Raw genomic sequence first — 25659 nt, 5'->3', positions numbered from 1 at the left:
TCCTCTGTGGATCGACGGCAATCTGGTCGGCAAGTGCTAAGCGGACCTGACCAAACAGAGTTAACCCTCAGGCCGTGATGATCCGGCCATCCCTCGCCTCGACTGGCCAGGGCGTAAGCTTCGCCCCGACGCAGGGTCCGCCGACGCAGGCCCCCTCTTCGACCGTAAACATCGCCCCGTGCCAGGAGCACAGGATCAGGTCGCCGTCCGGGGTCAGGTAGCGGTCCAGTTCCTGGGCCAGCGGCAGGCCGGCGTGCGGGCAGCGGTCGACATAGCCGAACACCGCCTCGCCCCGGCGCACCACGAAGCCGTGGAAGCGCGCCGCGCCGATCTGGAGAACGTAGTTTCGCGCCTTGCCATCGGCGATCAGGTCCAGCGGGCCGAGATTGATCCCGGCCCGCGTTTCCCAGATCCGGCCTAAAGTGGCGACGTCTTCTTCGGGTAGTTCTGGACTCAAACCCGCTCCACCGTCTGCTCGATGGCGCCGAAGATCGAGTGACCCTTGGCGTCCTTCATCTCGATGCGGATGGTGTCGTCGCCCAGCAGGAACGGCGTCTTGGCCGCGCCGGTCAGGATGGTCTCGACCGTGCGCAGTTCGGCCAGGCAGGAATAGCCGACGCCACCTTCGCTGATCGGCTTGCCGGGGCCGCCGTCCTCGCCACGGTTGGAGACCGTGCCCGAGCCGACGATGGTGCCGGCGCTCAAGGACCGGGTCTTGGCCGCGTGGGCGACCAAGGTCCCGAAGTCGAAGGTCATGTCGACGCCGACGTCGGCCGCTCCGAAGTCTTCACCGTTCAGCGACACCAGCAGGGCGCCGTGCAGCTTGCCATCCTTCCACGCGTCGCCCAGCAGGGCCGGCGTCACCGCCACCGGCGAAAAGGCGCTGGCGGGCTTGGACTGCACGAAGCCGAAGCCCTTGGCCAGCTCGCCCGGGATCAGGTTGCGCAGAGAGACATCGTTGCAGAGCATGACAAGGCGAATGGCCGCCAGGGCCTCCTCGCGGGTCGCGCCCAGCGGCACGTCATCGACGATCACCGCGATCTCGCCCTCCAGGTCGCAGCCCCAGGAGGCGTCGGCCAGCGGGATCGTGTCGCGCGGGGCCAGGAAACCGTCCGACGCGCCCTGATACATCAGGGGGTCGGTCCAGAAGGTCTCGGGCATCTCCGCGCCGCGGGCCTGCCGCACCAGTTGCACGTGGTTCACATAGGCCGAGCCGTCGACCCACTGGAACGCGCGCGGCAGCGGGCTCAGCGCGTCGTGCTCGTGGAATCGTTCCTTCGGCACCGAACCGTGCTCGAGGCTGTCGGCCAGCCCCTGCAACATCGGCCCGCAGCGCTCCCAGTCGTCCAGCGCGGCCTGCAGGGTCGGCGCGATGGTCCCGGCGTCCGTGAACCAGGCCAGGTCGTTGGAGACCACCACAAGCCGGCCGTCACGGCCGCCCTTGAGAGACGCGAGCTTCATGGGCGCTTCCTCTATTCTCGTTCTTGTTAAGGCAGGCGAGCTTTGGGAAAGCCCGTCCAGCACGCGTCATAGTCACCCTGAAGCGCGGAAGTCTCCAGAGCGAACTTCGTCGGCCGGATCACCCAGCGGCTTTCGAACATGAAGGCCATGGTCCCGTCGATCTTGTGGGGACCCAGCTCGGCCTCTGTCGCCTTGCGGTGGCTGGCGACGTCGGGACCGTGATCGCTCATGCAGTTGTGCAAGGACGAACCGCCAGGCGAGAAGCCCCCCTCCTTGGCGTCATAGGCGCCGTGGACCAGGCCCATGAACTCGCTCATCACGTTGCGGTGGAACCACGGCGGGCGGAAGGTGTGCTCGGCCACCATCCAGCGCGGCGGGAAGATCACGAAGTCGCAATTGGCCGTCCCCGGCGTATCGCTGGGCGAGGTCAGGACCGTGAAGATCGACGGATCGGGATGGTCGAAGCTGACCGTGTTGATCGTGTTGAAGCGCGACAGGTCGTAGCGGTAGGGCGCGAGATTGCCGTGCCAGGCCACGACGTCCAGCGGACTGTGGTCCCACTCGGCGGCCCACAGCGATCCCTGGAACTTCTGGATCACCAGGGTGGGCTCGTCCACGTCCTCGAAGGCCGCCACGGGCGTCTCGAAGTCGCGCGGATTGGCCAGGCCGTTGGAGCCGATCGGCCCCAGGTCCGGCAGCTTGAAGGCCGCGCCGTAGTTCTCGCAGACATAGCCGCGCGAGGGGCCGTCGACCTCGACCCGGAACCGCACGCCGCGCGGGATCACCGCGATATGGCCCGGTCCCACCGTCAGCACGCCCAGCTCGGTGACCAGGGTCAGCACGCCCTGCTGCGGCACGAGCAGCAGTTCAGCGTCGGCGTCGTAGAACACGCGGTTCTTCATCGACGTATTGGCGAGATAGAGGTGCACCCCGATCCCATTGAGCGTCGCCGCGTCGGCGTTGCCCGCCAGGCTGACGAGGCCGTCGACGAAGTCGCTCGGCGTGGCCGGGATCTCCAGCGGGTTCCAGCGCAGGCGGTTGGGCGTCACCGGGCCGTGGAACGCCGAGACCAGCTTGTCTTGGGTGTAGGGCTGGTACGGGCCGTGCCCGGCGCTGGGGCGCAGGCGGTAGAGCCAGCTGCGCCTGTTCTCGTGGCGCGGCGCGGTGAAGGCCGTGCCGGACAGTTGCTCGGCATAGAGGCCGAATGGCACGCGCTGCGGAGAATTCTGGCCCACCGGCAGTGCGCCGGCCACGGCCTCGGTGGCGAAGTGGGCGCCAAAGCCGGTTTGGTAACGGAGGTCCATGGTTGGATCCTGGATCGTTCGACGTGAGAGGGACCGCCCTCGCCCTTCGACAAGCTCAGGGTGAGGGTGACTTCAACGTTGGCAGTAAACACCTCATCCTGAGCTTGTCGAAGGACGAGGTGTGGCCCCTCAAGCCTCGACCGTGATCACCCCCCGGCGGATCTGGTCCAGCTCGATGCTCTCGAACAGGGCCTGGAAGTTGCCGTTGCCGAAGCCCTGGTTGCCCTTGCGCTGGATGATCTCGAAGAAGATCGGGCCGAACAGGTTCTCGGTAAAGATCTGCAGCAGCAGGCCTTCCTCGCCAACATTGCCGTCCAGCAAGATGCGGTTCTTCTTCAAGCGCTCCAGGTCCTCGCCGTGACCCGGGACGCGCTTGTCGACCAGCTCGTAGTAGGTCTCGATGGTGTCCTGCAGCTTCACGCCCCGGGCGCGCAGGCGCTCGACGGTGTCGTAGATATTGACCGTGGTCAGGGCCAGGTGCTGGATGCCTTCGCCGTTGTACTGGCGGATGAATTCCTCGATCTGGCTCTTGTCGTCCTGGCTCTCGTTCAGCGGGATGCGAATGGCCTTGTCGGGCGCGATCATCGCCTGGCTGAACAGGCCCGTGGCCTGGCCCTTGATGTCGAAATACTTCTGCTCCTCGAAGCCGAAGACGTCGCGATAGAAGGTCGACCAGGTGCGCATCTGGCCGCGCTTGACGTTGTGGGTCAGGTGGTCGAGCAGGTCGAGGCCGACATTGTTGGCCGCCTCGGCCTCGGCCGCGCCGGCCACCGGGGTCCAGCTGGCGAACACCGCGTCCGCGCCCTCCACCAGATACAGCATCGAGCCGCCGATGCCTTCCAGCACCCGCGCCCCCTCGCCCAGCACGGTGGCCGAGGCGTCGGCCGCCACGGCGCCGCGCTTCAGGGCCTCGGCATAGGCCTGCTCGACGTCGGCGACGCCAAACGCCATGCCGTTGGCCGAGGGGCCGTGGGCGGCGCGGAACTCGGCCACCTGGCCGGTCGCCTCGTCATTGACCAGCAGGCTTATTCTACCTTGCTTGTAGCGGGTCACGGCCTTGGTCGGATGGGTCGAAGCGGCGACGAAGCCCATCTGCTCGAACAGAGCCTTCATGGCGGCGGGTTCGGGGCTGGTGAACTCGACGAAGACGAAGCCGTCGAGGCCCAGGGGGTTCTCTTGAGTGACTTGGGTCATGCCGGCTCTCCCTGCAGGCAGGCGTTCAGCGCCCGCGCGAATGTGTCGATGGTGTCAACGGTCAGGCCGGCCAGATTGATGCGGCCGGAGCCTGCCATGTAGATTGCGTGGTCGTCGCGCAGTGTCGTGACCTGGGTCGGCGAAAGCGGCAGCAGCGCGAACAGGCCGTGCTGTCCGGCCAGCGGCGCCAGCAGCGGAACCGCCGTCGCCAGGCGCTGACGCAGGTCGGCCACGCGCAAGCGCATGGCATCCAGTTCGGACTTCCAGAGCGTCGTGAGCGCTTCGGATTCCAGGATGATACGCACCACGGCCGCGCCGTGATCCGGCGGCATGGACCAGTTGGTGCGCGCCAGGGCCCGGATATTGCTGGCGGCCAGATCGAGCGTCGCCGCATCGCGGGTAAGGGTGTAGAGCGCCCCGACCCGCTCGCGGTAGAGGCCGAAATTCTTGTCGCAGGAATAGGCCAGCAGGCCGTCCTCGGCCGCCGCCAGCACCAGGCGCATGCCCGCCGCGTCTTCCTCAAGCCCCAGGCCCAGGCCCTGATAGGCCAGGTCGATCAGCGGAACGATCCCCTTGCGCGCTACCACGTCGGCGATCGCCGCCCATTGCTCCAGGCTGTAGTCGGCGCCCGACGGGTTGTGGCAGCAGGCGTGCAGCAGCACCGCGTCGCCGGCCCGCGCCGTCTCCAGCGCCGCCATCATGTCGTCGAAGCCGATGCGCTGGGCGCGCTGGTCGTAGTGGCGGAAGGTGACGGTCTCGATGCCCAGCTGGTCCAGGATCTGGGTGTGGTTGGGCCAGGTCGCCGCGCCGATGAACATCCGGATGTCCGGCTTGGCGGCCTTCAGCAGCTCGCAGGCCAGGCGGACCGCGCCGGTGCCGCCGGGCGTCTGGACGCCGAACATCTCGTGGGAAACCGCGTCGCCGAAGATGATCGGCTTCAGTAGATCCAGGAAGCCGATGTCGCCCTCCGGACCGAGATACGACTTGGTGGTCTGCGTGTTCAGCAGGATCTGCTCAGCGGCCTTGACGGCCTCCAGCACCGGCGTTGCGCCGTGGTCATCGCGGAACACGCCCACGCCGAGGTCGATCTTCCCAGGGCGCGGATCGCGGCGATAAAGGCCGATCAGCGACAGCAGGGAGTCCGGCGCCTGGGGCGTCAGGCCGGTGAACACGGAGGAGGTCATGGCGCATTCCGGATGGATGTCGGAAGGCAGTTTATCGCGAACCTGAAGTCAGAACGTGGCAATGATGACCATCATAAGTACCGCTATGGTCACATCATGCCAATAATCTGGATCAAACGCGGCCGATTATGATCACTCAAGATAGTCCAGCGGCAGGGCGGTGGAATCCTTGATCGTATCCAGCACGAACGACGAGCGGATGTCCTTGACCGAGGGCATCTTCAGCAGGCGCTTCATGGTGAAGTCGGCATAGGCGTCGAGGTTGGGCACGGCCACCTTGAGCAGGTAGTCGAAGCTGCCGGTCATCACGTGGCAACTGACCACCTCTGGCTGGCGCAGCACGGCCTGCTGGAACGCCTCGGCCGCGCCCTCGACGTGGTTCACCTGCACCTCGACATAGGCCAGGACGTCCAGCTTGGCCTTGCGCCGGTCCAACAGGGCGACATAGCCGCTGATCAGGCCCGACGCCTCCAGTTGCTTGACCCGGCGCAGGCACGGGCTGGGCGACAGCCCCACTCGCTCGGCCAGGTCGACGTTCGAGATCTTGCCGTCCTCCTGCAGGATCTGGAGAATCTTCCGATCGGCGCGGGTGAGCTTCATCGTGACCGGTTCAGGCTAGGCGTTGGCAGATCGTGACAGTCTAGCGCGCTTTCCGGTCCGAGAGGAGACGAGCCTTGCCAGCGGCGCCGGTTGAGGCTCTACCATGGGGCGAGACGAAGATCGCCGAGGGAGGGCCGCCGTGATCTACGCCAAGGCCGCCGCCTATCTGGTCGGCTGGATGTTCCTGGCCATCGTGCTGATGCGGGTGGTCGTCGGACCGCTGTGGGGCTCCGGCACGGACCTTGGTCTGATCGCCGCGCCAGCCGCCTTCGCCATGGGCGTCCTGGCGCTGGGCTGGCTGGCCCGGCTTCTGCTCCGCGACCTTTCCAAGACCATGACGACATCGCCCAAGGATCCCGAATGACCGACAGTCCGTTCGCCTCGCCCTCGCGCAAGCTGAAGGCGCCGTTCCAAAAGCAGGGTCAGATGATCCTGCTTGGCGTCGTCGCGGTGCTGATCCTGCTGCTGGGCTCGTGCAGCGTGCTGTCGCACAGCACGACGGTCGAGCCGGGCAATGTCGGGGTGAAGATCCGCACCCTGGGCTCGTCGGCTGGCGTCGCGCCCGAGCCCCTGCCCGCCCGCTGGTATTTCCGCGGGATCGGCGAGCGGATCATCCAGTACCCGGTGATCCAGCGCACCTACAGCTACACCCGCGAGAAGGACGAGCGCGGCAACGAGAACGAGGAGATCACCTTCTCGGACAATACCGGCCTGCCGATGACGGCCGACATCTCGGTGACCTTGCAGGTCAATCCTGCCTCGGCCCCGAACCTCTATCAGACCTACCGCCTGTCGTTCGACCAGTTGCTGGATGGGCCGATCCGCAATGATGTCCGCTCGGCCGTCGCCGCCGAGGCCGAGAAGGTCGGGGTCGAGACGCTGTACAGCGGCGGTCGCCAACAGGTGATCCAGCGCGCCTATGCCCGCGTGGCCACCAAGTGGGCGCGGCATGGCGTGACGGTCTCGCAGCTCGACTGGATCGGCTCCATCCGCTACCCGGCCGCCATCATCCAGCAGATGCAGGCCAAGACCCAGCTGGAGCAGGAAGCCTTGGCCGCCAAGGCGCTGGAAGCCAAGGAAACCGCCCTGGCCAACGCCGCCATCGCCCGCGCGCGCGGCGAGGCCGAGTCGATCCGTATCAAGGGCGAAGCCCTGCGCGCCAACCCGCAGGTCCTGCAGCAGCTGGCCATCGAGAAGTGGAACGGCGAGCTGCCGAAGGTCACCGGCGGCTCGACGCCGTTCGTGAAGATCGACTAGATTTTGTAGCCATTCGCCGCCAGGCAGCGGTCGGTCGCCGCCTCGATCGCGGCGTTTCGGCCGTGGCGATATTTGCCCTTGGCGCGGTCATAGGGCGCCTTCAAGCGAAGGCCAGTGTCGCCGCCGGGCGTGGCCTGGGCGGCGGGCGAAGCCGACGAGATCTTGAAGTTGTCGGTCTTGCCGGCCCGCACCTGATCGCGGCACGAGGCGAAGGTGGTGGCGAACATCCGCTCGTCGCTGCTGGGTCCGCCGCTGGCCATCCGGCCGCCCATCGCGCAGCCGCTGACCGCGACAGTCAGCATCAGGACCGTTGTCGCACGCATCACAAAGCTCATGGCCGCCTCCAGGATTGTTCCTGGAGGCGAGCGTGTGAGCTTAGGCTTTGGTTCCTATTTGGCGCTGGGCGTATCCTCGCCCAGCCACGCCTTGCGGAAGGCCAGCTGCGCCTCTGTCGGCTTCAGGTCGGCCTTTTCGTAGCGGACGACTTCCAGGGTCGGGTCAGCGGCGACCTTGAGCGAGGCCTCACGGGTCTGGCCGCGCTGAATGAACTTCACCGTGGCAGCCTCGTCGGGCTTCAGGCGGTCCAGGGCGTCGGTCCAGTCGCCTTCATTGGCGAACTCGAAGCGGCCAATGCTGACGATCCGATCGCCGACCTCGACGCCGGCGGCGTAGAGCGGGCTGTTCGGCGCCGGCGGGGCGTCGAGGATCACGTCGCTCCCGCTGACCTTGACGCGCGACGCGCCCAGCCAGGCCTTCTTCGGCGATTTCGGGCGAAGTTTCAGGCCGGCTTGATCCAGCAATGGGGCGAAATCCGGCAGGGCCGAGCCCTCGATGCTGGCCTTGAAGAACCCGTCGGCGAAGGCCTCGTCGCCGGTCGTCCTGGCCAGGGCCGCGCGGGCGTCGGCGGGCTTGTAGGCCTTCTCGGTGACGCCGTGCGTGCGCCACATCTGCTTCATGAAGTCGTCCAGGCTGAGTGGCTTTTCGCGCCCGCGCAGTTGCAGATCAAGCGCCAGGCCGATCACCGCCCCGTACGGATAGTACGAGGTGAAGATGTTCGGGTTGGTCGGGTCCAGCGCGGCGGCGGCGTCGACGAACGGCGCGCGCAGGCTCATCTCCTGCGGCGAACCGTAGAGGCGTCCCGGACCCGTAACCACGCCATTCAACGTGCCCGACAGGCCGGTGAGGAACTCGTCCACCGTCGACTGGCCGGCGCGGCGGATCAGCAGCGGGCCGTAGTACTGGGTGAAGCCCTCGGCCAGCCACAGCGACGGGGTCGGGTTGGCCCTGGTGAAGTCGAACGGCTCCAGCTCGGCCGGGCGGATGCGCTCAACATTCCAGGCGTGGAAGAACTCGTGGCTGGCCGTGCCCAGTTGGCTGAAATTGCCCCGGAACAGCGAGCGCGGCTGGCTGATGAAGGTCGAGTTGCGGTGCTCCATGCCGTCGCCAGTGATCTGCGGCATGTAGTCGGCGATGAAGGTGTACTCGCCGTGGTCGAATTTCGGCAGTTCGCCGAACACCTTGATGTGCTGGGGCACGATGGCCCTCAGCTTCTCGACGAACTTGTCGGCGTCCTCGTCCGTGCCCGGATTATGCAGCGCCAGGCGGAAGGTGTAGGTGCGGCCGCTGTCGGTCACCTGCCACTCGCGCACCGTCAGGGCGCTGATCTCGGTCGGGCTGTCCATGAAGTACTGCAGGCTCGGGGCCCAGAACGCATCAGCTTCACCGGCGACGGCGGGCAGCTGGGTGGCGATCTTCCAGTTAGGATCGGCGCGCTTGAAACGCACGCGGATCGCCTTGTCGTCATAGCCCTGGGCCCACAGGAAGGTGGCGGGCATGTTCAGGTGCGCATGGGTCGTGTCGACCTGTGAATAGGTGCCGTCGCCGCGGTCAGCATAGAGCGTATAGGTCACCTTAACCGTGCCGTCGTGACCGGCCACGGTCCAGCCGTAGGGCTCGCTGCGTTCAAGCTTCAGCGGCTTGCCCGCGCCGTCGACGGCGCTGACCTGGTAGACGTTCTTGGCGAACTCGTGGATAGCGTAGCGGCCCGGCGACGAGCGCGACATGCGCACTTTCAGCGGGCCTTTGGGCACGTTGCGGAAGGTGGCGACGACCTGGGCCTCGTGGTGGCGGGCGTTCTCGAACGAGACCTCGTACTGCACCGGCGCATTGGCGCCCGGATCCTTGTCCGCCGCCGGAGCGGCCGAAGCCGAGGCCGCCAACAACGCCAGGCCCGACAGGCCGTAAAGGAACTTCCGCATGCGCTCTCCCCCGTCGCGAACGTCGCGATCGAAGGCGGCACTCTGGCCAAGCGGACCTGGAGTCGCAAGCAAGCCCGCAAAGCAAAACGCCCCGGGATTTCTCCCAGGGCGTTTCGAGTGCGTTTCAGGTCACTTGGGCCGTTTGGAAGGATCCCGCTTGGGGTCTTCCTTTCAGTTGGCCAGGCGACGCAGGAACGACGGAATTTCCAGATCCTCGCCGTCGTCGGTCTGCGGGGCCTCGATCGGCTGCAGCTGCGGACGGGCGCTCTGGGCCGAGCGGGCCTGCGGCTGCGGAGCCGACGAAGCCTGCTGCTCGTAGCGCTGACGGCCACCGCCGAACATCGAGAAGAACCCGCCGCCCTGCTTCTGGGGGCGACGTTCTTCGTAGTAGTTGCTCTCCGGGAACAGCGGCTCTTCGGCGACCTCATCGACCATCGGGTCAACGATGCGGGTCACCCGGGCCGCAGGCGCGGAAATACGCGGTTCTTCAGCTACACGGGGTTCGTCGTAATAGAGCTCGGCTTCCGCTTCCTGAGGCGCGGACATGACGACCTCGGGCTCCTGGGCGGGCTCGGGCGCGAAGGCAGACGATGGGCGCTCGACCGGGCGAGCAGCTTCGTAGCGGGCGGTCGGACGGGCCGGTTCCGGTTGCGGCGCCGGGGCGCGCGCAGTGTCGGCGATCAGCGGCTGGGTCGTGGTGTTGCGGGTGACGGGCTTGGGCTCAATCTGGGCGATCGAGGCGCCGTCCATGCCGGTGGCGACCACCGACACGCGGATCACGCCTTCCAGCGACGGATCGAAGGCCGCGCCGAAGATGATGTTGGCTTCCGGATCGACCTGGTCCGAGATCGCGTTGGCGGCCTCATCGACTTCCAGCAGAGTCATGTCCATGCCGCCGGTCACGTTGACCAGCACGGCCTTGGCGCCCTTCAGCGAGACTTCGTCCAGCAGCGGGTTGGCGATGGCGTTCTGAGCGGCCATCAGGGCGCGGTCTTCGCCGGCGCCCTCGCCGGTGCCCATCATCGCCTTGCCCATCTCGGTCATGACCGTGCGGACGTCGGCGAAGTCGAGGTTGATCAGGCCCGGCAGCACCATCAGGTCGGTGATCGAGCGGACGCCGGAGTGCAGAACCTGGTCGGCCATGCCGAAGGCTTCGGCGAAGGTCGTGCGCTCGTTGGCGACGCGGAACAGGTTCTGGTTCGGAATGACGATCAGGGTATCGACGTAGCGCTGCAGCTCCTGGATGCCGCTGTCGGCCAGGCGCATGCGGTGACGACCTTCGAAGTGGAAGGGCTTGGTCACGACGCCAACGGTCAGGATGCCGCGCTCACGGGCGCACTTGGCGATGATCGGGGCCGCGCCGGTGCCGGTGCCGCCGCCCATGCCGGCAGTGATGAAGACCATGTGGGCGCCGTCGAGGTGCTCGCCGATTTCCGGGAAGCTCTCTTCAGCGGCGCTCATGCCGACTTCAGGATGTGCGCCAGCGCCAAGGCCCTGCGTGATCTGCACGCCCAGCTGGATGCGGCGGTCCGTTTTGGCGAACTGCAGCTGCTGCGCGTCGGTGTTGGCCACCACGAATTCAACACCTTCGAGGCCAGCCTCGATCATGTTGTTCACAGCGTTGCCGCCAGCGCCGCCGACGCCGAACACCACGATACGTGGCTTCAGCTCAGTCGTACGCGGCGCGGAAAGAGAAATAGCCATGGGACCCTCGCGTCCTTAACGCCGAAATCGTCGAACTAGACCTCGGCGACACCCGATCGCCCAGGATTGCCTCGACGATCGTGTTAACAGAACAACCACCATCGTTAATCGGCAGTTAACTGCATAATCTGAGTCGTGATCTGGTCGAGCGCGACCGTGGGATAAATTGTGGTCTATCAACAGAATCTCCTGGCGAACCAAGGGTTCCGCTGGGGATCCACAGGCGCGTGCGACCGAACGCCGCTGAACGCCAATTCCGGTGACTATAGGCTGACTCGGGCAGCAAAAGGCCCGGTCGAGACAATCGACCGGGCCCAAGGTGTTAAACTGTAGAGTTACTCACGCTTTAACTTCGAGCGCCGAACGGGCGGCGTTTTAGAGGTTGTCCCTCAGCCAGGCGGCGGCCTTGGCCATCGGGCTGGCGTTCGGATCCAGAGGACGCTTGCGCGACACGTTGCCGGCCAAGGCCTTGCTAGAAACCGCTTCGCGCGGGCCGAAGGCGGTGCGGTGCAAGGTGCCGGCGGCGGCGCAGAAGGCGGGGCCCGAGGCGGCGTCGGCCAGGTGCGGCACCCGGCGCGGGCGGCCCAGGCGAACCGGACGATCGAACACGCGCACGGCGACTTCGCGGACGCCGGCCAGTTGGCTGGCGCCGCCCGTCAGGACGATGCCCGCGCCCGGCTCGACCGGCGCGCCCGAGGCCTTCAAGCGCTCGCGCAGCAGTTCCAGCGTCTCTTCGACGCGCGGCTGGATGATGCCCTTGAGCAGCGAACGCGGCGCGATCACCGGACCGGCGCCCGGATCGTCGCCGCGCGGCGGGGCCTCGATCATCTCGCGGTCTTCGTTGGCCGAGGCGATCGCCGATCCGTGCAGGGTCTTGATGCGCTCGGCGCCGACCACCGAGGTCTGCAGGCCGCGCGCGATGTCCTGGGTGACGTGCGCGCCGCCGACAGCCAGGCTGTCGACGTGGCAGAGCGCGCCATTGTTGAACACGGCGACCGAGGTCGAGCCGCCGCCCATGTCGATGCAGACCGCGCCCAGATCCATCTCGTCCTCTTCCAGGGCCGCCAGGGCCGAGGCGAACGGCGCGGCGACCACGCCTTCGAAGGACAGGTGAGCGCGTTCGACGCAGTGGGCCAGGGTGTGGAAGATGTTCTCGTTGACCGAGACCACTAGCAGCTCCAGGCCCAGCGAGCGGCCGAACATGGCGCGCGGATCGCGGATGCCGCGTTGACCGTCGACCGACCAGGCGATCGGCAGCAGGTGGATCGGCTTGCGACCCGGAATTCGGACCTGGGCCAGGGCCGCGGAAATGGCGCGCGACAGGTCGCCGTCGCCGATCGGACGGGCGCCCAGCGAAACCTGGGTGTGGACGCGGTTGGACGCCAGCTGGCCGCCGGCTGTGCAGACCGACACGCCCTGGACGTTGACGCCGGCCACCGTCTCCGCACGCTCGACGGCCTGGGCGATGGCCTGGGCGGCCTCGTCCAGATTGACGATCGCACCGCCGCGCACGCCGCGCGACTGGACGTAGCCGACACCGGCGGTCGTCAGGGTGCGGTTGTCGCGGTGAACGCCGTCGGCCTTCATGATGAAGCACGTGACCTTGGACGCGCCCAGGTCGACGGCCGCGATGGCGGGCTGGCGCACGAGCGTGGCCTTCAGGCCCTCGCGAGCTTGCTTCCGTTCCTCCAATCGCGACATCGCTATCGTCACCTCAGTCAAAACTCGTTATGCCCCGCCGGCCACGGGCTGCCCAGGCAGCGCCGCGTCGCGAGGTCTCACAGCCACCATTTCGGGGTCGCGCAGATCGATCCGCGCAAAACCCATGTCGAGGATTCGCTGTCGTTGGTCGAGCTGATCCAATTGAATCAGCGCGGATTCTTCGTCAATGGCCGGCAGCTGGATTAGCGAACCGTCCTTCAGTCTCAAGTCCCAGCGGCGATCGTCGACGCGCACGAGCGCTTCGAGACGATCCCGCAGGCGCGGCCGCGAGGCCACGGCCGGCAGGATCAGGCCGGCCGCCTGGTCAGCGCCCTGCCCCACCACCAGCGGCAAGCCGGGGAAGCGGGCCGGATCAGCCTCGCTGATTACCCGGCCTTCGCCGTCGATCACCTTCATCCGGCCCTGGTTCTGCCAGACGGCGAGCGCCGGCCGCTCTTCCACCGCGATCAGCACGGTGTCGGGCAGCATGCGCACGACCTTGGCGTCCTTGACCCAACCGACGCCCTGCACCCGCGCGCGGACATCGTTCAGGTCCATGCCCAGCGTCGGCTGGTTCAGGTAGAGGCCAGAGGCCGCCAGAATATCGCCTTGCGCGGTCGCCGAGGCGCCGCGGATGTGAACCGTCTTCAGCTTGAAGCCCGCCGAGGCGAAGCTGTTGTCGACGCCATGAACCATGGACACGCCGATGCGCTCGGCCCGATGGCCGGTCGCCAGCATGATTACAAGACCGAGACCCAAGGCCGCGCCCGCCACGCTCAGGGCCACCGTGGGCGACAAACCCACGCCCTTTGCGGCATGCAACTTCGCGGCCGGCTGCGCCCCCCGGGGCGCCGGCTTGCCTTTGCTCGGACTTGCGGGCGCTTCGGCCCGGGGTCGCCTAGGCTTAGGCGGTCCCCCCCGCACTACAGCGGGCATAAGCGTCCTCCACGATCCATAGAACTAACTGGTCAAACGGGATCCCGACGTGGGCGGCCTGCTCGGGAGCGAGCGAGGTCGGCGTCATGCCGGGCTGCGTGTTGACCTCTAGAAGGACCAGAAGGTCGTTAATGTCGTCATAACGGAAGTCCGACCGAGTCACCCCTTGGCAACCAAGAGCGGTATGGGCCAGCTCGGCCATCCGCATGGCGCGATCCCTTACGCCATCAGGGATTGGGGCCGGTAGAACGTGGATTGAACCGCCCTCGGAGTACTTGGCTTCGTAGTCGTAGAAACCTGTGGATGCACGGATATCTGTTACCGCCAGCGCCCTGGGACCTTTTGACTCGCCCAACACCGCGACGGCCAATTCCAATCCCCGGATGTACGGTTCGACCATCACTTCCTCGCCGAAACTCCAGGTCGGCGCGGAAAGTTCTACCGGCGGACGGTTCGCGCCCTCGAACACCAGGAAGACGCCGACCGACGAACCCTCGGCATTGGGCTTCACGACATAGGGGGGCTGCAACACATGGTCGCGCGCGACATCGTGTCGGTTGTAGAGGCCGCCACCCGGAACGATCACCCCGGCGGCCGCCAGCACAGCCTTGGCCTTGGCCTTGTCCATCGCCAGAGCGGAGGCCAGCACGCCCGAGTGGGTGTAGGGCAGCTTCAGGGTTTCCAGCACGCCCTGGACGCAGCCGTCCTCGCCCCATTCGCCATGCAGGGCGTTGAAGACCATGTCGGGCTTTGTGGCGGTCAGCACCTGGGCGACGTCGGCGCCCGGGTCGATCCGCGAGACCTTGGCGCCCAGCCGCTCCAGCGCATCGGCGCATTCGCGGCCCGACACCAGGCTGACCTGCCGTTCCGAAGAAGGGCCGCCGAGCAGGACGGCGATATGGCGGCCGGCCAAAGGGGCGTTGGAAGTCGGCTGGGTCATGGAGGCGCTCGATGAGCCCTCCCCCTCGATGGGGGAGGGTTGGGTGGGGGTGCGGCGCCGCGTCGGACGCCTTGGAAGCCCTTCCTAGAGAGGCGGAAAGGCCCTGCCAACACCCCCATCCCTACCCTTCCCCCATCAAGGGGGAAGGAAGAGCGGAGTCAGTCGCTTACCGCCCCGCCGGCGCGGCAGGCGCAGCGGCCTTCAGGGCGCGGAAGTCCACGTCCGTCTCGGCCACCAGGTAGATCAGGCTGACCCAGGCGGCGACGTTCTGCGCCAGCTCGTTCGGACGCACCTTGTTGAGGGTGTCGTCCATGGTGTGGTGGTAGTCGAAGTAGCGGTTGGCGTCCTGGCGCATCTCGACCGACGGCACGCCGGCGGCCTCCAGGCCCGAGATGTCGGCGCCGCCGCCACGGGCCGCTTCGCGCGCCACAATGATCTTCAGCGGCATCAGCACGTTGGCGACCGTGGTCGCGAACGGCGTGCCCTGAGCGCCGGCCGGCAGCTTCAGCGAGAAGATATTGTCCGCGCCCTCGTCGCTCTCGCCGGCCAGGACGATCTTGGCGACCTCGTCCTTATGCGCGGCCAGATAGGCTTCCGACGAACCGCCGCTCTCTTCCGAGCCCCACATCACGACGCGGATGGTGCGCTTGGGATGCTTGGGCAGGTCGCCGATCAGCTTGCCGACGGCCGTGGTGATGCCGATGCCCGTGGCGTCGTCCAGAGCGCCCGTGCCGACGTCCCAGCTGTCCAGGTGGCCGCCGATGACGATGACTTCGTCCGGCTTCTCCGAGCCCTTGATCTCGCCCGAGATGTTCCAGGCGACGTCGTTAGGATCGACGGTCGAGGCCAGCTTAAGCTTGATGCGCAGCGGGCCTTTCTTGGCCAGGCGCTCCAGCTGCTCGGCCTCCGGCACGCCCAGGGCGGCGGACGGCACGGTAGAGACGCCGTCGCCGAACGCGGTGACGCCGGTGTGCGGCACGGTCGAGTCCGAGGTCGAGATCGAGCGGATCAGCACGGCCACGGCGCCGCGCTTGGCGGCTTCGGTCGGGCCGGCGCGGCGCGAAATGCCGGCCACGCCGTAACCCGAGGCGTCCTGCGTGCGGACCATCGGCTGAGTGATGACGACGATCTTGCCCTTCACGGCGCTTTCCGGCGCGGCCATCAGCTCGGCGAAGGTGCGGAACAGGGCGACGTCGGCCTCGATGCCCTCGGGCGGGGTCGGGACCGTGCGGCCCAGGCCGACGATCGACAGCTTCATCGGATACGGGCCGACCAGCTCGGCGCTTTCTTCACCGCGCGTCCACGACGACTTGGCGAACTGCTCGACCTTCACGTCGGTGAAGCCCAGGGCCTTCAGCTTGGCCACGCCCCAGTCCTTGGCGCGCTCCATGGCTGGCGAGCCGACGAGGCGCGGACCGATAGTGGTGGTCAGGTCTTCGGTGACGTCCCAGGCGGTGCGGTCCAGCAGGGCCTTGTCGCGCAGGGCCTCGGCCGTGGCGACGGGATCGACGGGCTTCGGCGCGACGGTCGCAGCCTTGGCCGACTTGGAAGATTCAGCGTGGGCGGCGCCCGAAAGCAGGGCGAGCGCTGCGGTGGCGGCCAGTAAGCGACGGTACATGAGCAAGGATTCTCCCCAATGGCGCGGGAGTCATAGCACCGCTCCACGCCAGGGGGAGTCAGCATTGCGCCGAACTGTCATACAGGCGAGGGGCGCCGCTAGAGCCTGTCCGGTTTAGATGGGACCATCTAAACCGGATAAACAGGCTCTAGATTCAAACATTTAGAGCCCTTCTGAACGCTTTAGATGTTTCCATCTAAAGCTAAAGGGTTCTAGGACGGGCGCCCGATCCGCTTGATCTCCCAGTCCAGCTGCACGCCGGTCTTCTCCTTGACGTCGGCGCGAACGGCCTCGCCCAGGCCTTCCAGGTCGGCGGCGGTCGCCTCGCCGGTGTTGATCAGGAAGTTGCTGTGCAGCGGCGAGAACATCGCGCCACCAAAGGGCTTACCGCGCCAACCGGCCTCGTCGACCAGCTTCCAGGACGAGTGGCCCGGCGGGTTCTTGAAGGTCGAGCCGCCGGTCTTCTCGCGGATCGGCTGGGTGGTCTCGCGGCGGCTGGTGATCTCGGCCATGCGGGCCTTGATCGCCTCTGGCTCGTCGGCGGTCCCTTCGTAGATCGCGTCCAGCACGATCAGGTCCGCCCCCATCAGGTCGCTGTGGCGATAGGTATAGCCGAAGCCCTCACCTGAGATTTCGCTGACCTCGCCCTGGCGGTTTATCACCCGCGCGGACTTGATGACATTGACGGTCTCGGAGCCGTAGCAGCCGGCGTTCATGATCACCGCGCCGCCAATCGTGCCGGGGATTCCGGCGTAGAACTCCAGCCCCGCTATGCCCGCCTCGGCCGCCTTGCGGGCCAGGATGGCGTCCGGCACGGCCGAGCCGGCCTTGATGCGATTGTCGCCCAACGGCTCGACGCCGTTGAAGCCCTTGCCCAGCCGGATGATCACACCCTCGACACCGCCGTCGCGGACCAACAGGTTCGAGCCCACGCCGATGGCCAAGACCGGTACGGCCGGGTCCAGGGCCTTCAGGAAGTCCGACAGATCCTGCTCGTCGGCCGGCAGGAACACCACGTCAGCCGGGCCGCCCACGCGGAACCAGGTGAACGGCGCCAGGGGCTCATTGATCAGCAGCTTGCCGCGGACGGTCGGGAGATTGGTTTTCCAGCTCATGCGAGAGCCTCTAGCGCGTCCTGGACCGTTTCTCAAAGTGCTCGACCATCCACCAGGCCAAGACCAGCAGGATGCCGACGACGATCAGGCCGACGTGCGCCCCGTGCTCGAAGGGCGTGACATAGGTGACGCCGCCGGGCTGCTTCAGCGCCACGACGAACGGACCGTCGGGCGCCTTGGGGCGCTCCGTCGTCAGCAGCTTGGTGAACCACCAGCTTCCGGCCAGGTAAGCGATCACCGCGACGACAATCGCGGCCTTGGTCGCGATCCAGCGGTTGATCCTCACTTGGCCAGCGCTTCCAGCTGCCCCGGCAGGGCGTAGGACCACGAAGTGATGTCGCCCGCACCGAGCAGGACGACGAGATCGCCGCTGGTCGCCTCGGCCGCGATCAAGGCCGGCAGGGCCGCCGGGCTCTCCAGCGGCAGGGCGCGCCGGTGGCCGAACTTCTTGAGGCCCTCGACCAGATGGTCGCGGTCGACGCCCTCGATCGGCTGCTCGCCGGCCGTGTAGACATCGGCGACGATCACCGTATCGGCGTCGTTGAAGCAGCTGCTGAACTCGGTCATCAGGTCACGCAGGCGGGTGTAGCGGTGCGGTTGGACCACGGCGATGACCTTGCCCGTCGAGACCGCGCGGGCGGCCTTCAGCACGGCGGCGATCTCGACCGGGTGGTGGCCGTAGTCGTCCACAACGCGGATGCCGTTGGCCACGCCCGTGGTGGTGAAGCGGCGCTTGACCCCGCCGAAGCCCGCCAGACCCTTGCGGATCGACTCCGCGTCCACGCTGAGTTCGCGGGCCACAGCTACGGCTGCGGTGGCGTTCAGCACGTTGTGGTGGCCGGCCATCGGCATTTTCAGGCCCTCGTAGAGGACCAGGTCACCCGACAGAGGCGAGATCAGGATGTCGAACTTGCTGCCTTCCGGACCCATCTCGATGTTGGAGACCCGCACCTCGGCCTGCGGATTGGTCCCGTAGGTGACAAGGCGGCGGTTCTCGATCCGCGAGGTCAGGGCCTGGACTTCCGGGTGGTCGATGCAGACCGCCGCGAAGCCGTAGAACGGGATGTTCTGGATGAAGTCCTGGAAGCCCTTCTTGACTGCGTCGAAGTCGCCCCAGTGGTCCAGGTGCTCGGCGTCGATATTGGTGACGATGGCCACCGTCGACTTCAGGCGCAGGAACGAGCCGTCGCTCTCGTCGGCCTCGACGACGATCCAGTCGCCCTCGCCGACCTTGGCGTTGGTGCCGTAGGCGTTGATGATGCCGCCGTTGACCACGGTGGGATCAAGGCCGCCGGCGTCCAGCAGCGCCGCGACCATCGAGGTCGTCGTCGTCTTGCCGTGCGTGCCGCCGACGGCGACCGAGAACTGCAGGCGCATCAGCTCGGCCAGCATCTCGGCGCGACGGACCAGCGGCAGGCGCTTGTCGCGGCCGGCGACCATCTCGGGATTATCCGCCTTGACCGCCGTGGAATAGACGATGGCCGAGGCGCCCTCGACGTGGGCCGCGTCATGGCCGACGAAAATGCGCGCGCCCAGCTTTTCCAGCCGCTCCGTGTTGGCGCTGGCCTTGGCGTCGCTGCCCTGAACGGTGTAGCCGATACGCAGCATGATCTCGGCGATGCCGGACATGCCAATGCCGCCGATGCCGATGAAGTGCACGGGGCCGAGTTCGAAGGGGACGGGGCGTCGACGCTGGATCATGAAAAGCCGATTAGACCAATTCCGCGCGGTGGGAAACGCCCTCCTGGCCCTCATGGTGTGGACAGCGCCCGTTCTGGCCCAGGCGCCCTCTCCCGCCCCGCTTGAGCTGCGCCTGGCCGATGTTGGCCGTTTCGCCAGCTTCGTGGACATGACCAGCCGCCAGCCTGAAGGCTCGGCCGTACACGTCCGTGTGCTGCAGGTGGCCGAGGCCGACTTCCAAGTGGCCGGCGAGGCCTATTGGGGCGGCTGGCGTAACGAGGTCATCGACTGCCCGGCCCGCACCCTGGCTCACGCCGGCTTTTCCAGCCTGCGCGCCACCGGCCGCGAGGGTCCGGTGATGGGCGACCGCCGCCCGGCTGGGGTCCCCGCCAGCGGGGGAACCGACGAGGCCGTGCTGAAGGTCGTCTGCGACGGCTGGAAGCCCTTCGCGAAGGTTCCCGTGGCGAGCAGCGTCGAGGAGGCCGTCAAGCTCGCGCGCCCGCTGATCGAGACCGGCGCGGAGCCCTGAGTTCCGCGCCGGACCCTTTTGAACCTACCACTCCGGCGGAAGGTAAGGGCCACCGCCCGTGCAGACATAGATCGGCGTCGCGTCGTAATACGGCGACGGCACCTGGGCGCGGAGGACATAGATGTAGCTGCCCGATTGGCCGCAGCCCCGGTCGCTGACCTCTCCCAGGTACACCGTTTTCTCCGCGTCGGCGTAGTAGGTGTAGGTGTAGGCGGTCAGCGGATCCTCGGCCATGGCGACCGGAGCGCCCAGGGCGATGAAGGCGGCGGCGCCGGCCAGAACAGCTCGAATGCGGATGGTCATCGAAACTCTCCCATCTTGAGCGCGCGAAAAGCGCGCGGTCCGACCGTCCGCCACATCGCCGCTCAAATCAATCTTTGAGGGCATTTTACGCATTACAATTTCAGGATTCACCTTAACGCCGAAGCGATGTTAAGCTTAACCTTGGATAGAAATATCCATTTCACATCTTGAGATTGAATCGCCACGCGACGCGGGCGGATGCTCCCGCCATCCTCATGGTGAGGAAGGAGGACATCAGATGAAGTCTAGCCTTCGTTGGAAATCCATCTGCGCCGCGGTCGCCTCGGCCGCCCTGGCCAACGGCGTGATCCTGGTCACGCCGGCCGCCGCCCGGCCGCCGATCTGCGTGGAATGGGCCTGGCACAACTGTGACCCGGAGTTCCCGCGCAACACGCCGGAATGGGGCGAGTGCTTCGACTACTACTCGACCCTCGGCTGCCCCTGGTGGGAAGGCCTGAGCGGCAAGAAGGCCCCGACGGCCATCAAGCCCGAGGACATGCTGGCCTTCTCGCGCCAGTAGCACTCTAGCGCGGCGCGGGCGTGCTTGCGGCGCCCGCGCTTAGCGCGCTGTCCGCTCCACCAGATCCGCCAGTTCCTCCGCCGCGTTCGGCGTGGCCACCGAGCGGGCGCCGGCCGCCATCTTGGCCAGGCGTTCGGGGTTCTTGAGCAGGGCGTTCAGGGCCCCGGCCATGGCGTCGACGGTCAGCTCGTCCTCGAGACAGACGGCAGCGCCTCCGGCCTCTTCCAAGAGCAGCGCGTTGAAGCGCTGGTGGTCGTCGGCGGCGATCTTCAGCGGCACCAGGATCGACGGCCGGCCGGCGACGGCCAGCTCGGTGCAGGTCGAGGCGCCCGAGCGGCCGACGACCAGGTGCGCCTGGCGCAGATAGCCCGCCATATCGCGGAAGAACGGCGCGACCTCGCAGTCGACCATGGCGTTGCGATAGATCTTGCGGGCGCTTTCCATGCTCTCGGCGCGGGCCTGCTGGAAGACCTTGAGGCGGCCACGGATATCCTCGGGCAGCTTGGCCACCGCCTCGGGGATCAGTTCGGACAGCAGGCGCGCCCCCTGGCTGCCGCCGGTGACGAGGATCCGCAGCTGCACTTCCGGCGCGATATAGGGCACATCGTAGAGCGCGCGCACCGGCGGGCGCACAGGATTGCCGACGACGTGGGCGCGTGCGTTAACGGCCGGCTTGGCCATCTGCAGCGTCGGAAAGGCGCAGGCGACCTCGTCGACACGCGGGGCCAGGAAGCGGTTCACGCGACCCAGGACCGCGTTCTGCTCGTGGATCACCGTCGGGCGCTTCTGGCTCAGCGCGCCCAGCAAGGCCGGCAGGGCGGGATAGCCCCCGAAGCCGACGACGACGGCCGGGTCCAGGCGCTTGAAGGCCGCGCGGGCCTCCAGCACGCCCTGCATGACCGTGAAGCCGGCCCGGATCATACCCAGCGGATCGTTGGACTTGGCCGTGGCGGCCGACAGCGCCAGCCGCTCTTCGGCGGGGAACTTGTCGGCGTACAGCGCGCCGCGATCGTCCGTGGCCAGCACGATACGCCAGCCGCGCGCCGACAGGGCTTCAGAGAGCGCCTGGGCGGGGAACATGTGGCCGCCGGTTCCTCCGGCGGCGACGACAGCCAGCTTGCTCATCTCAGGCGAAAGCGCCGTCGTGGCCGAACTCGCCGCTCGCCCCATAGGCGCCGGGGCGCTTGCGCACCAAGGCCAGGGCCATGCCCAAAGTCAAACCCATCGCGAGCATCGAGGAGCCCCCGTAACTGATGAACGGAAGCGTCATGCCCTTGGTCGGGATCATGTTCAAGTTCACGGCGATATTGATGATGGCCTGTTGCCCCACCAGCACGAACAAACCGGCGGCCGCGACCTGCTCGAACGGGTCGTTCAGCTTCATGGCCTTGTACAGCCCGCGCACCACCAGGAAGGCGAAGATGGCGATCAGGGCCCACGAGAAGATCAGGCCGTATTCCTCGGCCGCCACCGAATAGATGAAATCGGTGTGCAGGTCGGGCACGTGGCGCTTCATGACGCCCTCGCCCGGACCGCGACCGAAGAAGCCGCCGGCGCGAATGGCCTCGGCGGCGCGGGTGATCTGGTGGGTGTCGGCCTGGTCGGGGCTGAGGAACTTCTGCACCCGGGCGTGCACGTGGTCGAACAGGAAGTAGGTCGAGGCCAGGCCCGCCAGCGCCACCGCGCCCAGGCCCATGATCCAAGAGATCGGCACCCCGGCCATCCAGAAGGCCGCCCCGAAGGCGATGGTGATCAGCACGGTCTGGCCCACGTCCGGCTGGATCAGCAGCAGGGCGACGGCGATAAAATAGAGCAGGAAGGCGATCGAGACGCCCGGCACCCCCTCGCCCTTCTGGCCCTCGGCGAACATCCACGAGACCAGCACGATCAGGGCCGGCTTCATGAACTCGGAGGGTTGCAGGGTGAAGCCGCCGAACTGCAGCCAGCGGGTCGCGCCCTTGGCGTTGTGGCCGATGAACGGCAAGGCGATCATGATCGCGATCGCCCCGATATAGATGAAGAAGGCCGTGCGGCGGATCCCCTTGGGCGACAGCATCGACACGATCAGCATCAGCACCGACGAGGCGCTGGCGAAGAAGCACATGCGGATCGCGAAATGGAACTGGTCGTCAATGCCGATCCGCTGCGCCGCGGCCGGGCTGGACGCGAACGACAGCAACATGCCCAGCGTGGCCAGCAGGGCCGTCGCGCCCAGCAGCCATCTGTCGGTCGTCCACCACCAGATGCCGAGCGCGGTGCGGTCGGTGCGGGCGAAGGCGTGTGTCGCGTTAGAGGCCATGGCCGGAGAGTCGGACCGCAGGGTTAATCAAATCTTGCCGCGCCGTTCTACGTCAGTGGACATGCGTCAAAAAGCGCGGGCAAGCCGCCGCGATCAGCGCAATTCGAAATAGGCCACCTCTCCGCCCTCGGTATGGGCGACCACGGCGATGTTGATCGCCTCGCTGTCATCCAGCGTCAGCCGGCACTCGCCGGCCCGGAAGGCCTGCCGCAGGATGTCAGGGTCGCCCGTGACGCTGCCCTTGCCGCTCTTGCGCCCTGCGGGGCCGCTGGCGAGGAGCAGGGAGAAGGCCACGGCGCTATCCTGGCGGGCGACCGTCAGCACGCCGTCTCCGGTGCGGGGAAGCTTCTGAACCTTGGCTACTGGCATCGAATACGAGACACGAAATTGAAAAGCATGCCGCATTATTACAGAACCAAATCGCCGCATGTAGAATAATCTTCAGAAATTGCTTGCGGATTTCCATCTTCCGGCGCATGGTATATTTCATCGAATATCGAACTGGTTCGGCCGCTCTCCACGCTTGCTCTTCGGATCGAGCCCCGAGCCTCTCCAAATCCTCTCCGAAAATTTGATCACGCGGCTCGTATTCGGGCCGCGCGTTTCATGTCATGCAAGGAATACATCCATGGCTACCGGCACCGTGAAGTGGTTCAACTCCACCAAGGGCTTTGGCTTCATTCAACCCAACGACGGCGGCGCCGACGTGTTCGTGCACATCACGGCCGTTGAACGTTCGGGCCTCGGCTCGCTCGATGAAGGCCAGAAGATCAACTTCGAACTCGAACGCGACCAGCGCAGCGGCAAGATGTCGGCCGGTCAGCTGACCGCCGCCTAGGAATTAGCCCGGCCCGGATGGATCATCCGGGCCGGGCGTTCGTTTACCTTCCCGCCGGTCCGCGATCTCGCGTCCGGATACGAAAGCGACCATGAACCCACTAGACATCCGCCATTCGGACCGCCTGAAGACCGCCGCTGACGCCAAGGCCGCCCTGCTGGCCAAGTTCAAGCCGCGCGTCGCCAGCATCGATCCGCTCTTCGCCGAGCGCGCCTCGCTGCGCGCCCAGGAGCTGGTCGAGGTCCGCAAGGTCCGCGCCGACGCCAAGGCCGCCATCAAGCAGGCCGCCGCCGACGCCGAAGCCGCACAGATCGAGGCGCAAGCCGCTCTGGACGCCGACGCCCTGTCCGCCAAGCGCGGTGAGCGTAAGGAACGCAAGGCGCTCTCAGCCTCTGAAGCCAAAGCCAAGCGCGACGCCAAATACGCCGCCCGCAAGGCCCGGAACTAGACCGGTGGCTCGCAAACCTAACTACGATTTCGAGCGCAAGGAACGCGAGCGCCAGAAGGCGGCCAAGGCCGCCGAGAAAGCCGCCGCCAAGCGTCCCGCTTCGGATGACCCGTCTCCGTCGAACGACGGCTAAACGAGAGCGCGCCGCGCCCAGTCGACGATCTGCGGCGCGGTCATGGCCCCGGTCTGGCGCGCGACGATCTGGCCATCGCGATAGAGCACCAAGGTCGGGATGCTGCTGACGTTCAGCGCGCCCGCCGCGGCCGGCTCGGCCTCAGAATCAAGCTTCAACAAGCGCATCGTCGGCTCCAGCTGACGGGCGGCCGCCGCGAAGGCCGGCGCCATACTCACGCAGGGCCCGCACCACGGCGCCCAGACATCCAGCAGCAGCGCCGTTCCCTTTGTCAGGCGACGGTGACGGTCAAGGTCCGCGCCGGTCACGGCCGTCGGTCCGCCGGTGAACAGCAGCGACTTGCAACGGCCGCACTTGGCCGACAGCGGATCGCGATCCTCCGGCAGGCGATTGCCCGCCCCGCAGGCGACACAGACGACCTGGGACATCGAAACTCCTTCAAGCCCTGACTTGCGAAACAGCCGCGAAAGCGCGCCGTTCCACCAAGGCGCCAAGCGAATTCAGATGGTTTGACGCCCGGACCAGCGCAAGACGCGCGAAGGCGCCCCATGTCGCACAGGCTTTGCTTGAATTCCCGCGCCAGCCGGTGATCATGGGCTGTGTGGCAGGGGCGCGGTGTGGCCGACGAAGGATCAGACAAGGCCGTTCTGGAGGGTGCGGGGGCTTATTTCCTCAGCATCGTCGAGGCCAGCCAGGACTGCATCCGCGTGATCAGCGCCGCCGGCCACGTCGAGTACATCAACGCCCAGGGCCAGTCGCTGCTCGAGATCGACGACTTCGACGGCCGTAACCGCCTGCGCTACTGGCCCGATATGTGGCCGTCCGAGAGCCGCGAAACCGTCGAGCAGGCTCTGCGCGCCGCGCTCAGCGGCAACGCCGTCGCGTTCCGCGCCTTCTGCCCCACGGCGCGTGGCGCGCCGCGCTGGTGGGAGACCACCGTCTCGCCGATTCTGGAGAACGGCCGTGTGATCCGGGTGCTGGCCACCTCGCGCGACGTCTCCGGCGAGCGCACAGCCGAGGCGCACCGGCAGCTGCTGGTCAACGAGCTCAATCACCGGGTCAAGAACACCTTGGCGACCATCCAGTCGATCGCCAACCAATCGCTGCGCAACGCCGGGGTGGAACCGTCGGTGCGCGACGCCCTGGAAGGCCGGCTGATGGCCATCGCCGCCACCCACAACGTGCTGACCGACCAGAACTGGTCTGCGGCCAGCCTGCGCCAGATCGTCGACGGTTCGGTCGCGCCCTACAGCACCCACCCCCGCCAGCTGACCATCACCGGCAAGGACCTGCAGGTCTCGCCCAAGCCCGCCGTGGTCATGGCCCTGGCCTTCCACGAACTGGCGATCAACGCCCTGAAGTATGGCGCCCTCTCAGCCCCCGACGGCCATGTGGACGTCCACTGGTCGATCGATCCCGACGACCAGTTGGTCATTGAATGGGCTGAACGGGGCGGGCCAACCGTGCGCCCGCCCGAGCGGCGTGGGTTTGGCACGCGCATCGTCCAGACCGCCCTTCCTAACGAGTTGGGCGGCGCGGTGGCGGTGGACTACCGCTCGGAGGGCTTGAGGTGCTCGATCCGCTCGCCGCTGGCAGCGCTGGATAAGGTCGACGCGTTCATGCCGCTGGGCTGACGG

The 25659-nt window shown here is 66.9% G+C and carries 29 protein-coding genes and 2 pseudogenes; 9 read left to right on the top strand and 22 right to left on the bottom strand.

Annotated features, from left to right (window positions below):
* Positions 1-67 precede the first annotated feature (67 nt).
* From CSW62_RS06015 to hmgA, 3 genes are read right to left on the bottom strand one after another with little or no spacing between them, the layout of a single operon-like run.
* Positions 68-457 (bottom strand): Rieske (2Fe-2S) protein, encoded by a 390-nt coding sequence (locus CSW62_RS06015; protein WP_099576254.1) that lies wholly within the window; start codon positions 455-457, stop codon positions 68-70.
* Positions 454-1461, bottom strand: coding sequence for a fumarylacetoacetate hydrolase family protein (locus CSW62_RS06010; protein ID WP_099576253.1), 1008 nt, complete (start codon positions 1459-1461; stop codon positions 454-456). The genes CSW62_RS06015 and CSW62_RS06010 overlap by 4 nt, the downstream gene beginning before the upstream one ends.
* Positions 1462-1487: 26 nt before the next feature.
* A complete protein-coding gene (hmgA, locus tag CSW62_RS06005) occupies positions 1488-2765 on the bottom strand; it encodes a homogentisate 1,2-dioxygenase (RefSeq protein ID WP_099576252.1) in 1278 nt (425 codons plus the stop codon).
* Positions 2766-2798: 33 nt separating this feature from the next.
* Between hmgA and CSW62_RS27400 the strand changes: the two are divergent.
* A pseudogene (locus tag CSW62_RS27400) lies at positions 2799-2911 on the top strand (hypothetical protein); the annotation flags it as partial.
* Here CSW62_RS27400 and hppD read toward each other — a convergent pair.
* The 3 genes from hppD to CSW62_RS05990 form a co-directional block, all read right to left on the bottom strand.
* The gene (gene hppD, locus CSW62_RS06000) at positions 2895-3959 is read right to left on the bottom strand and encodes a 4-hydroxyphenylpyruvate dioxygenase (protein WP_099576251.1); all 1065 of its coding nucleotides are present in this window, start codon (positions 3957-3959) and stop codon (positions 2895-2897) included. The pseudogene CSW62_RS27400 and the gene hppD overlap by 17 nt on opposite strands.
* Complete coding sequence (locus CSW62_RS05995; protein WP_099576250.1) at positions 3956-5143, bottom strand: amino acid aminotransferase; 1188 nt, start codon at positions 5141-5143, stop codon at positions 3956-3958. The genes hppD and CSW62_RS05995 overlap by 4 nt, the downstream gene beginning before the upstream one ends.
* 132 nt (positions 5144-5275) lie before the next feature.
* Entirely contained in the window at positions 5276-5743 is a 468-nt protein-coding gene (locus tag CSW62_RS05990) for an Lrp/AsnC family transcriptional regulator (RefSeq protein ID WP_099576249.1), read from the bottom strand.
* 139 nt (positions 5744-5882) lie between these two features.
* Here CSW62_RS05990 and CSW62_RS05985 point away from each other — a divergent pair, with 139 nt between their 5' ends.
* Both CSW62_RS05985 and CSW62_RS05980 read left to right on the top strand, forming a co-directional pair.
* The gene (locus tag CSW62_RS05985) at positions 5883-6107 is read left to right on the top strand and encodes a hypothetical protein (protein WP_099576248.1); all 225 of its coding nucleotides are present in this window, start codon (positions 5883-5885) and stop codon (positions 6105-6107) included.
* The gene (locus tag CSW62_RS05980; protein ID WP_099576247.1) at positions 6104-7000 is read left to right on the top strand and encodes an SPFH domain-containing protein; all 897 of its coding nucleotides are present in this window, start codon (positions 6104-6106) and stop codon (positions 6998-7000) included. The genes CSW62_RS05985 and CSW62_RS05980 overlap by 4 nt, the downstream gene beginning before the upstream one ends.
* On the opposite strand, the gene CSW62_RS05975 is transcribed toward CSW62_RS05980, so the two are convergent.
* From CSW62_RS05975 to murC, 11 genes and pseudogenes are all read right to left on the bottom strand, one after another.
* A complete protein-coding gene (locus CSW62_RS05975; protein WP_099576246.1) occupies positions 6997-7335 on the bottom strand; it encodes a hypothetical protein in 339 nt (112 codons plus the stop codon). The genes CSW62_RS05980 and CSW62_RS05975 overlap by 4 nt on opposite strands.
* Positions 7336-7389: 54 nt before the next feature.
* A complete protein-coding gene (locus tag CSW62_RS05970) occupies positions 7390-9258 on the bottom strand; it encodes a M61 family metallopeptidase (protein WP_099576245.1) in 1869 nt (622 codons plus the stop codon).
* A 171-nt stretch (positions 9259-9429) separates the two neighbouring features.
* Complete coding sequence (ftsZ, locus tag CSW62_RS05965) at positions 9430-10962, bottom strand: cell division protein FtsZ (RefSeq protein ID WP_099576244.1); 1533 nt, start codon at positions 10960-10962, stop codon at positions 9430-9432.
* A 35-nt stretch (positions 10963-10997) separates the two neighbouring features.
* Positions 10998-11064, bottom strand: a pseudogene (locus CSW62_RS26540) (hypothetical protein).
* Between the two features lie 273 nt (positions 11065-11337).
* Positions 11338-12663: a cell division protein FtsA gene (ftsA, locus tag CSW62_RS05960; RefSeq protein WP_099576243.1), complete on the bottom strand. Its 1326-nt coding sequence runs from the start codon at positions 12661-12663 to the stop codon at positions 11338-11340.
* 27 nt (positions 12664-12690) lie between these two features.
* Complete coding sequence (gene ftsQ, locus CSW62_RS05955) at positions 12691-13599, bottom strand: cell division protein FtsQ (RefSeq protein WP_099576242.1); 909 nt, start codon at positions 13597-13599, stop codon at positions 12691-12693.
* On the bottom strand, positions 13568-14539 hold the full coding sequence (locus tag CSW62_RS05950; protein WP_099576241.1) for a D-alanine--D-alanine ligase: 972 nt from the start codon (positions 14537-14539) through the stop codon (positions 13568-13570). Before CSW62_RS05950 ends, ftsQ begins: the two co-directional genes overlap by 32 nt.
* 166 nt (positions 14540-14705) lie before the next feature.
* Positions 14706-16163, bottom strand: coding sequence for a M28 family peptidase (locus CSW62_RS05945; RefSeq protein WP_099576240.1), 1458 nt, complete (start codon positions 16161-16163; stop codon positions 14706-14708).
* A 206-nt stretch (positions 16164-16369) separates the two neighbouring features.
* A complete protein-coding gene (murB, locus tag CSW62_RS05940) occupies positions 16370-17272 on the bottom strand; it encodes a UDP-N-acetylmuramate dehydrogenase (protein ID WP_099576239.1) in 903 nt (300 codons plus the stop codon).
* Positions 17273-17282: 10 nt separating this feature from the next.
* The gene (locus CSW62_RS05935; RefSeq protein WP_099576238.1) at positions 17283-17558 is read right to left on the bottom strand and encodes a hypothetical protein; all 276 of its coding nucleotides are present in this window, start codon (positions 17556-17558) and stop codon (positions 17283-17285) included.
* Positions 17555-18973 (bottom strand): UDP-N-acetylmuramate--L-alanine ligase, encoded by a 1419-nt coding sequence (gene murC / locus CSW62_RS05930; RefSeq protein WP_099576237.1) that lies wholly within the window; start codon positions 18971-18973, stop codon positions 17555-17557. The genes CSW62_RS05935 and murC overlap by 4 nt, the downstream gene beginning before the upstream one ends.
* Here murC and CSW62_RS05925 point away from each other — a divergent pair.
* On the top strand, positions 18972-19481 hold the full coding sequence (locus CSW62_RS05925; protein WP_099576236.1) for a hypothetical protein: 510 nt from the start codon (positions 18972-18974) through the stop codon (positions 19479-19481). The genes murC and CSW62_RS05925 overlap by 2 nt on opposite strands.
* Before the next feature lie 24 nt (positions 19482-19505).
* On the opposite strand, the gene CSW62_RS05920 is transcribed toward CSW62_RS05925, so the two are convergent.
* Entirely contained in the window at positions 19506-19784 is a 279-nt protein-coding gene (locus CSW62_RS05920; protein ID WP_099576235.1) for a hypothetical protein, read from the bottom strand.
* A gap of 238 nt (positions 19785-20022) precedes the next feature.
* On the opposite strand from CSW62_RS05920, the gene CSW62_RS05915 reads away from it, so the two are divergent.
* Positions 20023-20304: a hypothetical protein gene (locus CSW62_RS05915; RefSeq protein ID WP_099576234.1), complete on the top strand. Its 282-nt coding sequence runs from the start codon at positions 20023-20025 to the stop codon at positions 20302-20304.
* Positions 20305-20343: 39 nt separating this feature from the next.
* Here the strand turns inward: CSW62_RS05915 and murG are convergent, their stop codons facing one another.
* The 3 genes from murG to CSW62_RS05900 form a co-directional block, all read right to left on the bottom strand.
* Positions 20344-21429 carry an undecaprenyldiphospho-muramoylpentapeptide beta-N-acetylglucosaminyltransferase gene (gene murG / locus CSW62_RS05910; protein WP_099576233.1) on the bottom strand — a complete coding sequence of 362 codons (1086 nt, stop codon included), beginning with the start codon at positions 21427-21429 and terminating at the stop codon, positions 20344-20346.
* 1 nt (position 21430) lies between these two features.
* On the bottom strand, positions 21431-22603 hold the full coding sequence (gene ftsW, locus CSW62_RS05905; protein ID WP_099576232.1) for a putative lipid II flippase FtsW: 1173 nt from the start codon (positions 22601-22603) through the stop codon (positions 21431-21433).
* A gap of 93 nt (positions 22604-22696) precedes the next feature.
* Positions 22697-22972, bottom strand: coding sequence for a hypothetical protein (locus CSW62_RS05900; protein ID WP_099582187.1), 276 nt, complete (start codon positions 22970-22972; stop codon positions 22697-22699).
* Positions 22973-23231: 259 nt separating this feature from the next.
* On the opposite strand from CSW62_RS05900, the gene CSW62_RS05895 reads away from it, so the two are divergent.
* The 3 genes from CSW62_RS05895 to CSW62_RS27220 all read left to right on the top strand — a co-directional run bounded on the left by CSW62_RS05895 (position 23232) and on the right by CSW62_RS27220 (position 24022).
* Positions 23232-23441, top strand: a complete 210-nt coding sequence (locus CSW62_RS05895) for a cold-shock protein (RefSeq protein ID WP_099576231.1) — start codon at positions 23232-23234, stop codon at positions 23439-23441.
* A 91-nt stretch (positions 23442-23532) separates the two neighbouring features.
* On the top strand, positions 23533-23889 hold the full coding sequence (locus tag CSW62_RS05890; RefSeq protein WP_099576230.1) for a DUF6481 family protein: 357 nt from the start codon (positions 23533-23535) through the stop codon (positions 23887-23889).
* Positions 23890-23893: 4 nt separating this feature from the next.
* On the top strand, positions 23894-24022 hold the full coding sequence (locus tag CSW62_RS27220; RefSeq protein ID WP_255408335.1) for a hypothetical protein: 129 nt from the start codon (positions 23894-23896) through the stop codon (positions 24020-24022).
* Here CSW62_RS27220 and CSW62_RS05885 read toward each other — a convergent pair.
* Complete coding sequence (locus tag CSW62_RS05885; RefSeq protein ID WP_099576229.1) at positions 24019-24450, bottom strand: thioredoxin domain-containing protein; 432 nt, start codon at positions 24448-24450, stop codon at positions 24019-24021. The two genes, CSW62_RS27220 and CSW62_RS05885, sit on opposite strands and share 4 nt — an antisense overlap.
* A 189-nt stretch (positions 24451-24639) precedes the next feature.
* Here CSW62_RS05885 and CSW62_RS05880 point away from each other — a divergent pair, with 189 nt between their 5' ends.
* Positions 24640-25656, top strand: coding sequence for a sensor histidine kinase (locus CSW62_RS05880; protein WP_099576228.1), 1017 nt, complete (start codon positions 24640-24642; stop codon positions 25654-25656).
* Positions 25657-25659 lie beyond the last annotated feature (3 nt).

It is taken from the genome of Caulobacter sp. FWC2 (assembly GCF_002742625.1).
In the GTDB taxonomy this organism is placed as follows: domain Bacteria; phylum Pseudomonadota; class Alphaproteobacteria; order Caulobacterales; family Caulobacteraceae; genus Caulobacter.
The sequence above is the reverse complement of the archived record's forward strand: the minus strand, read 5'-3'. Positions and strand labels throughout refer to the sequence as shown.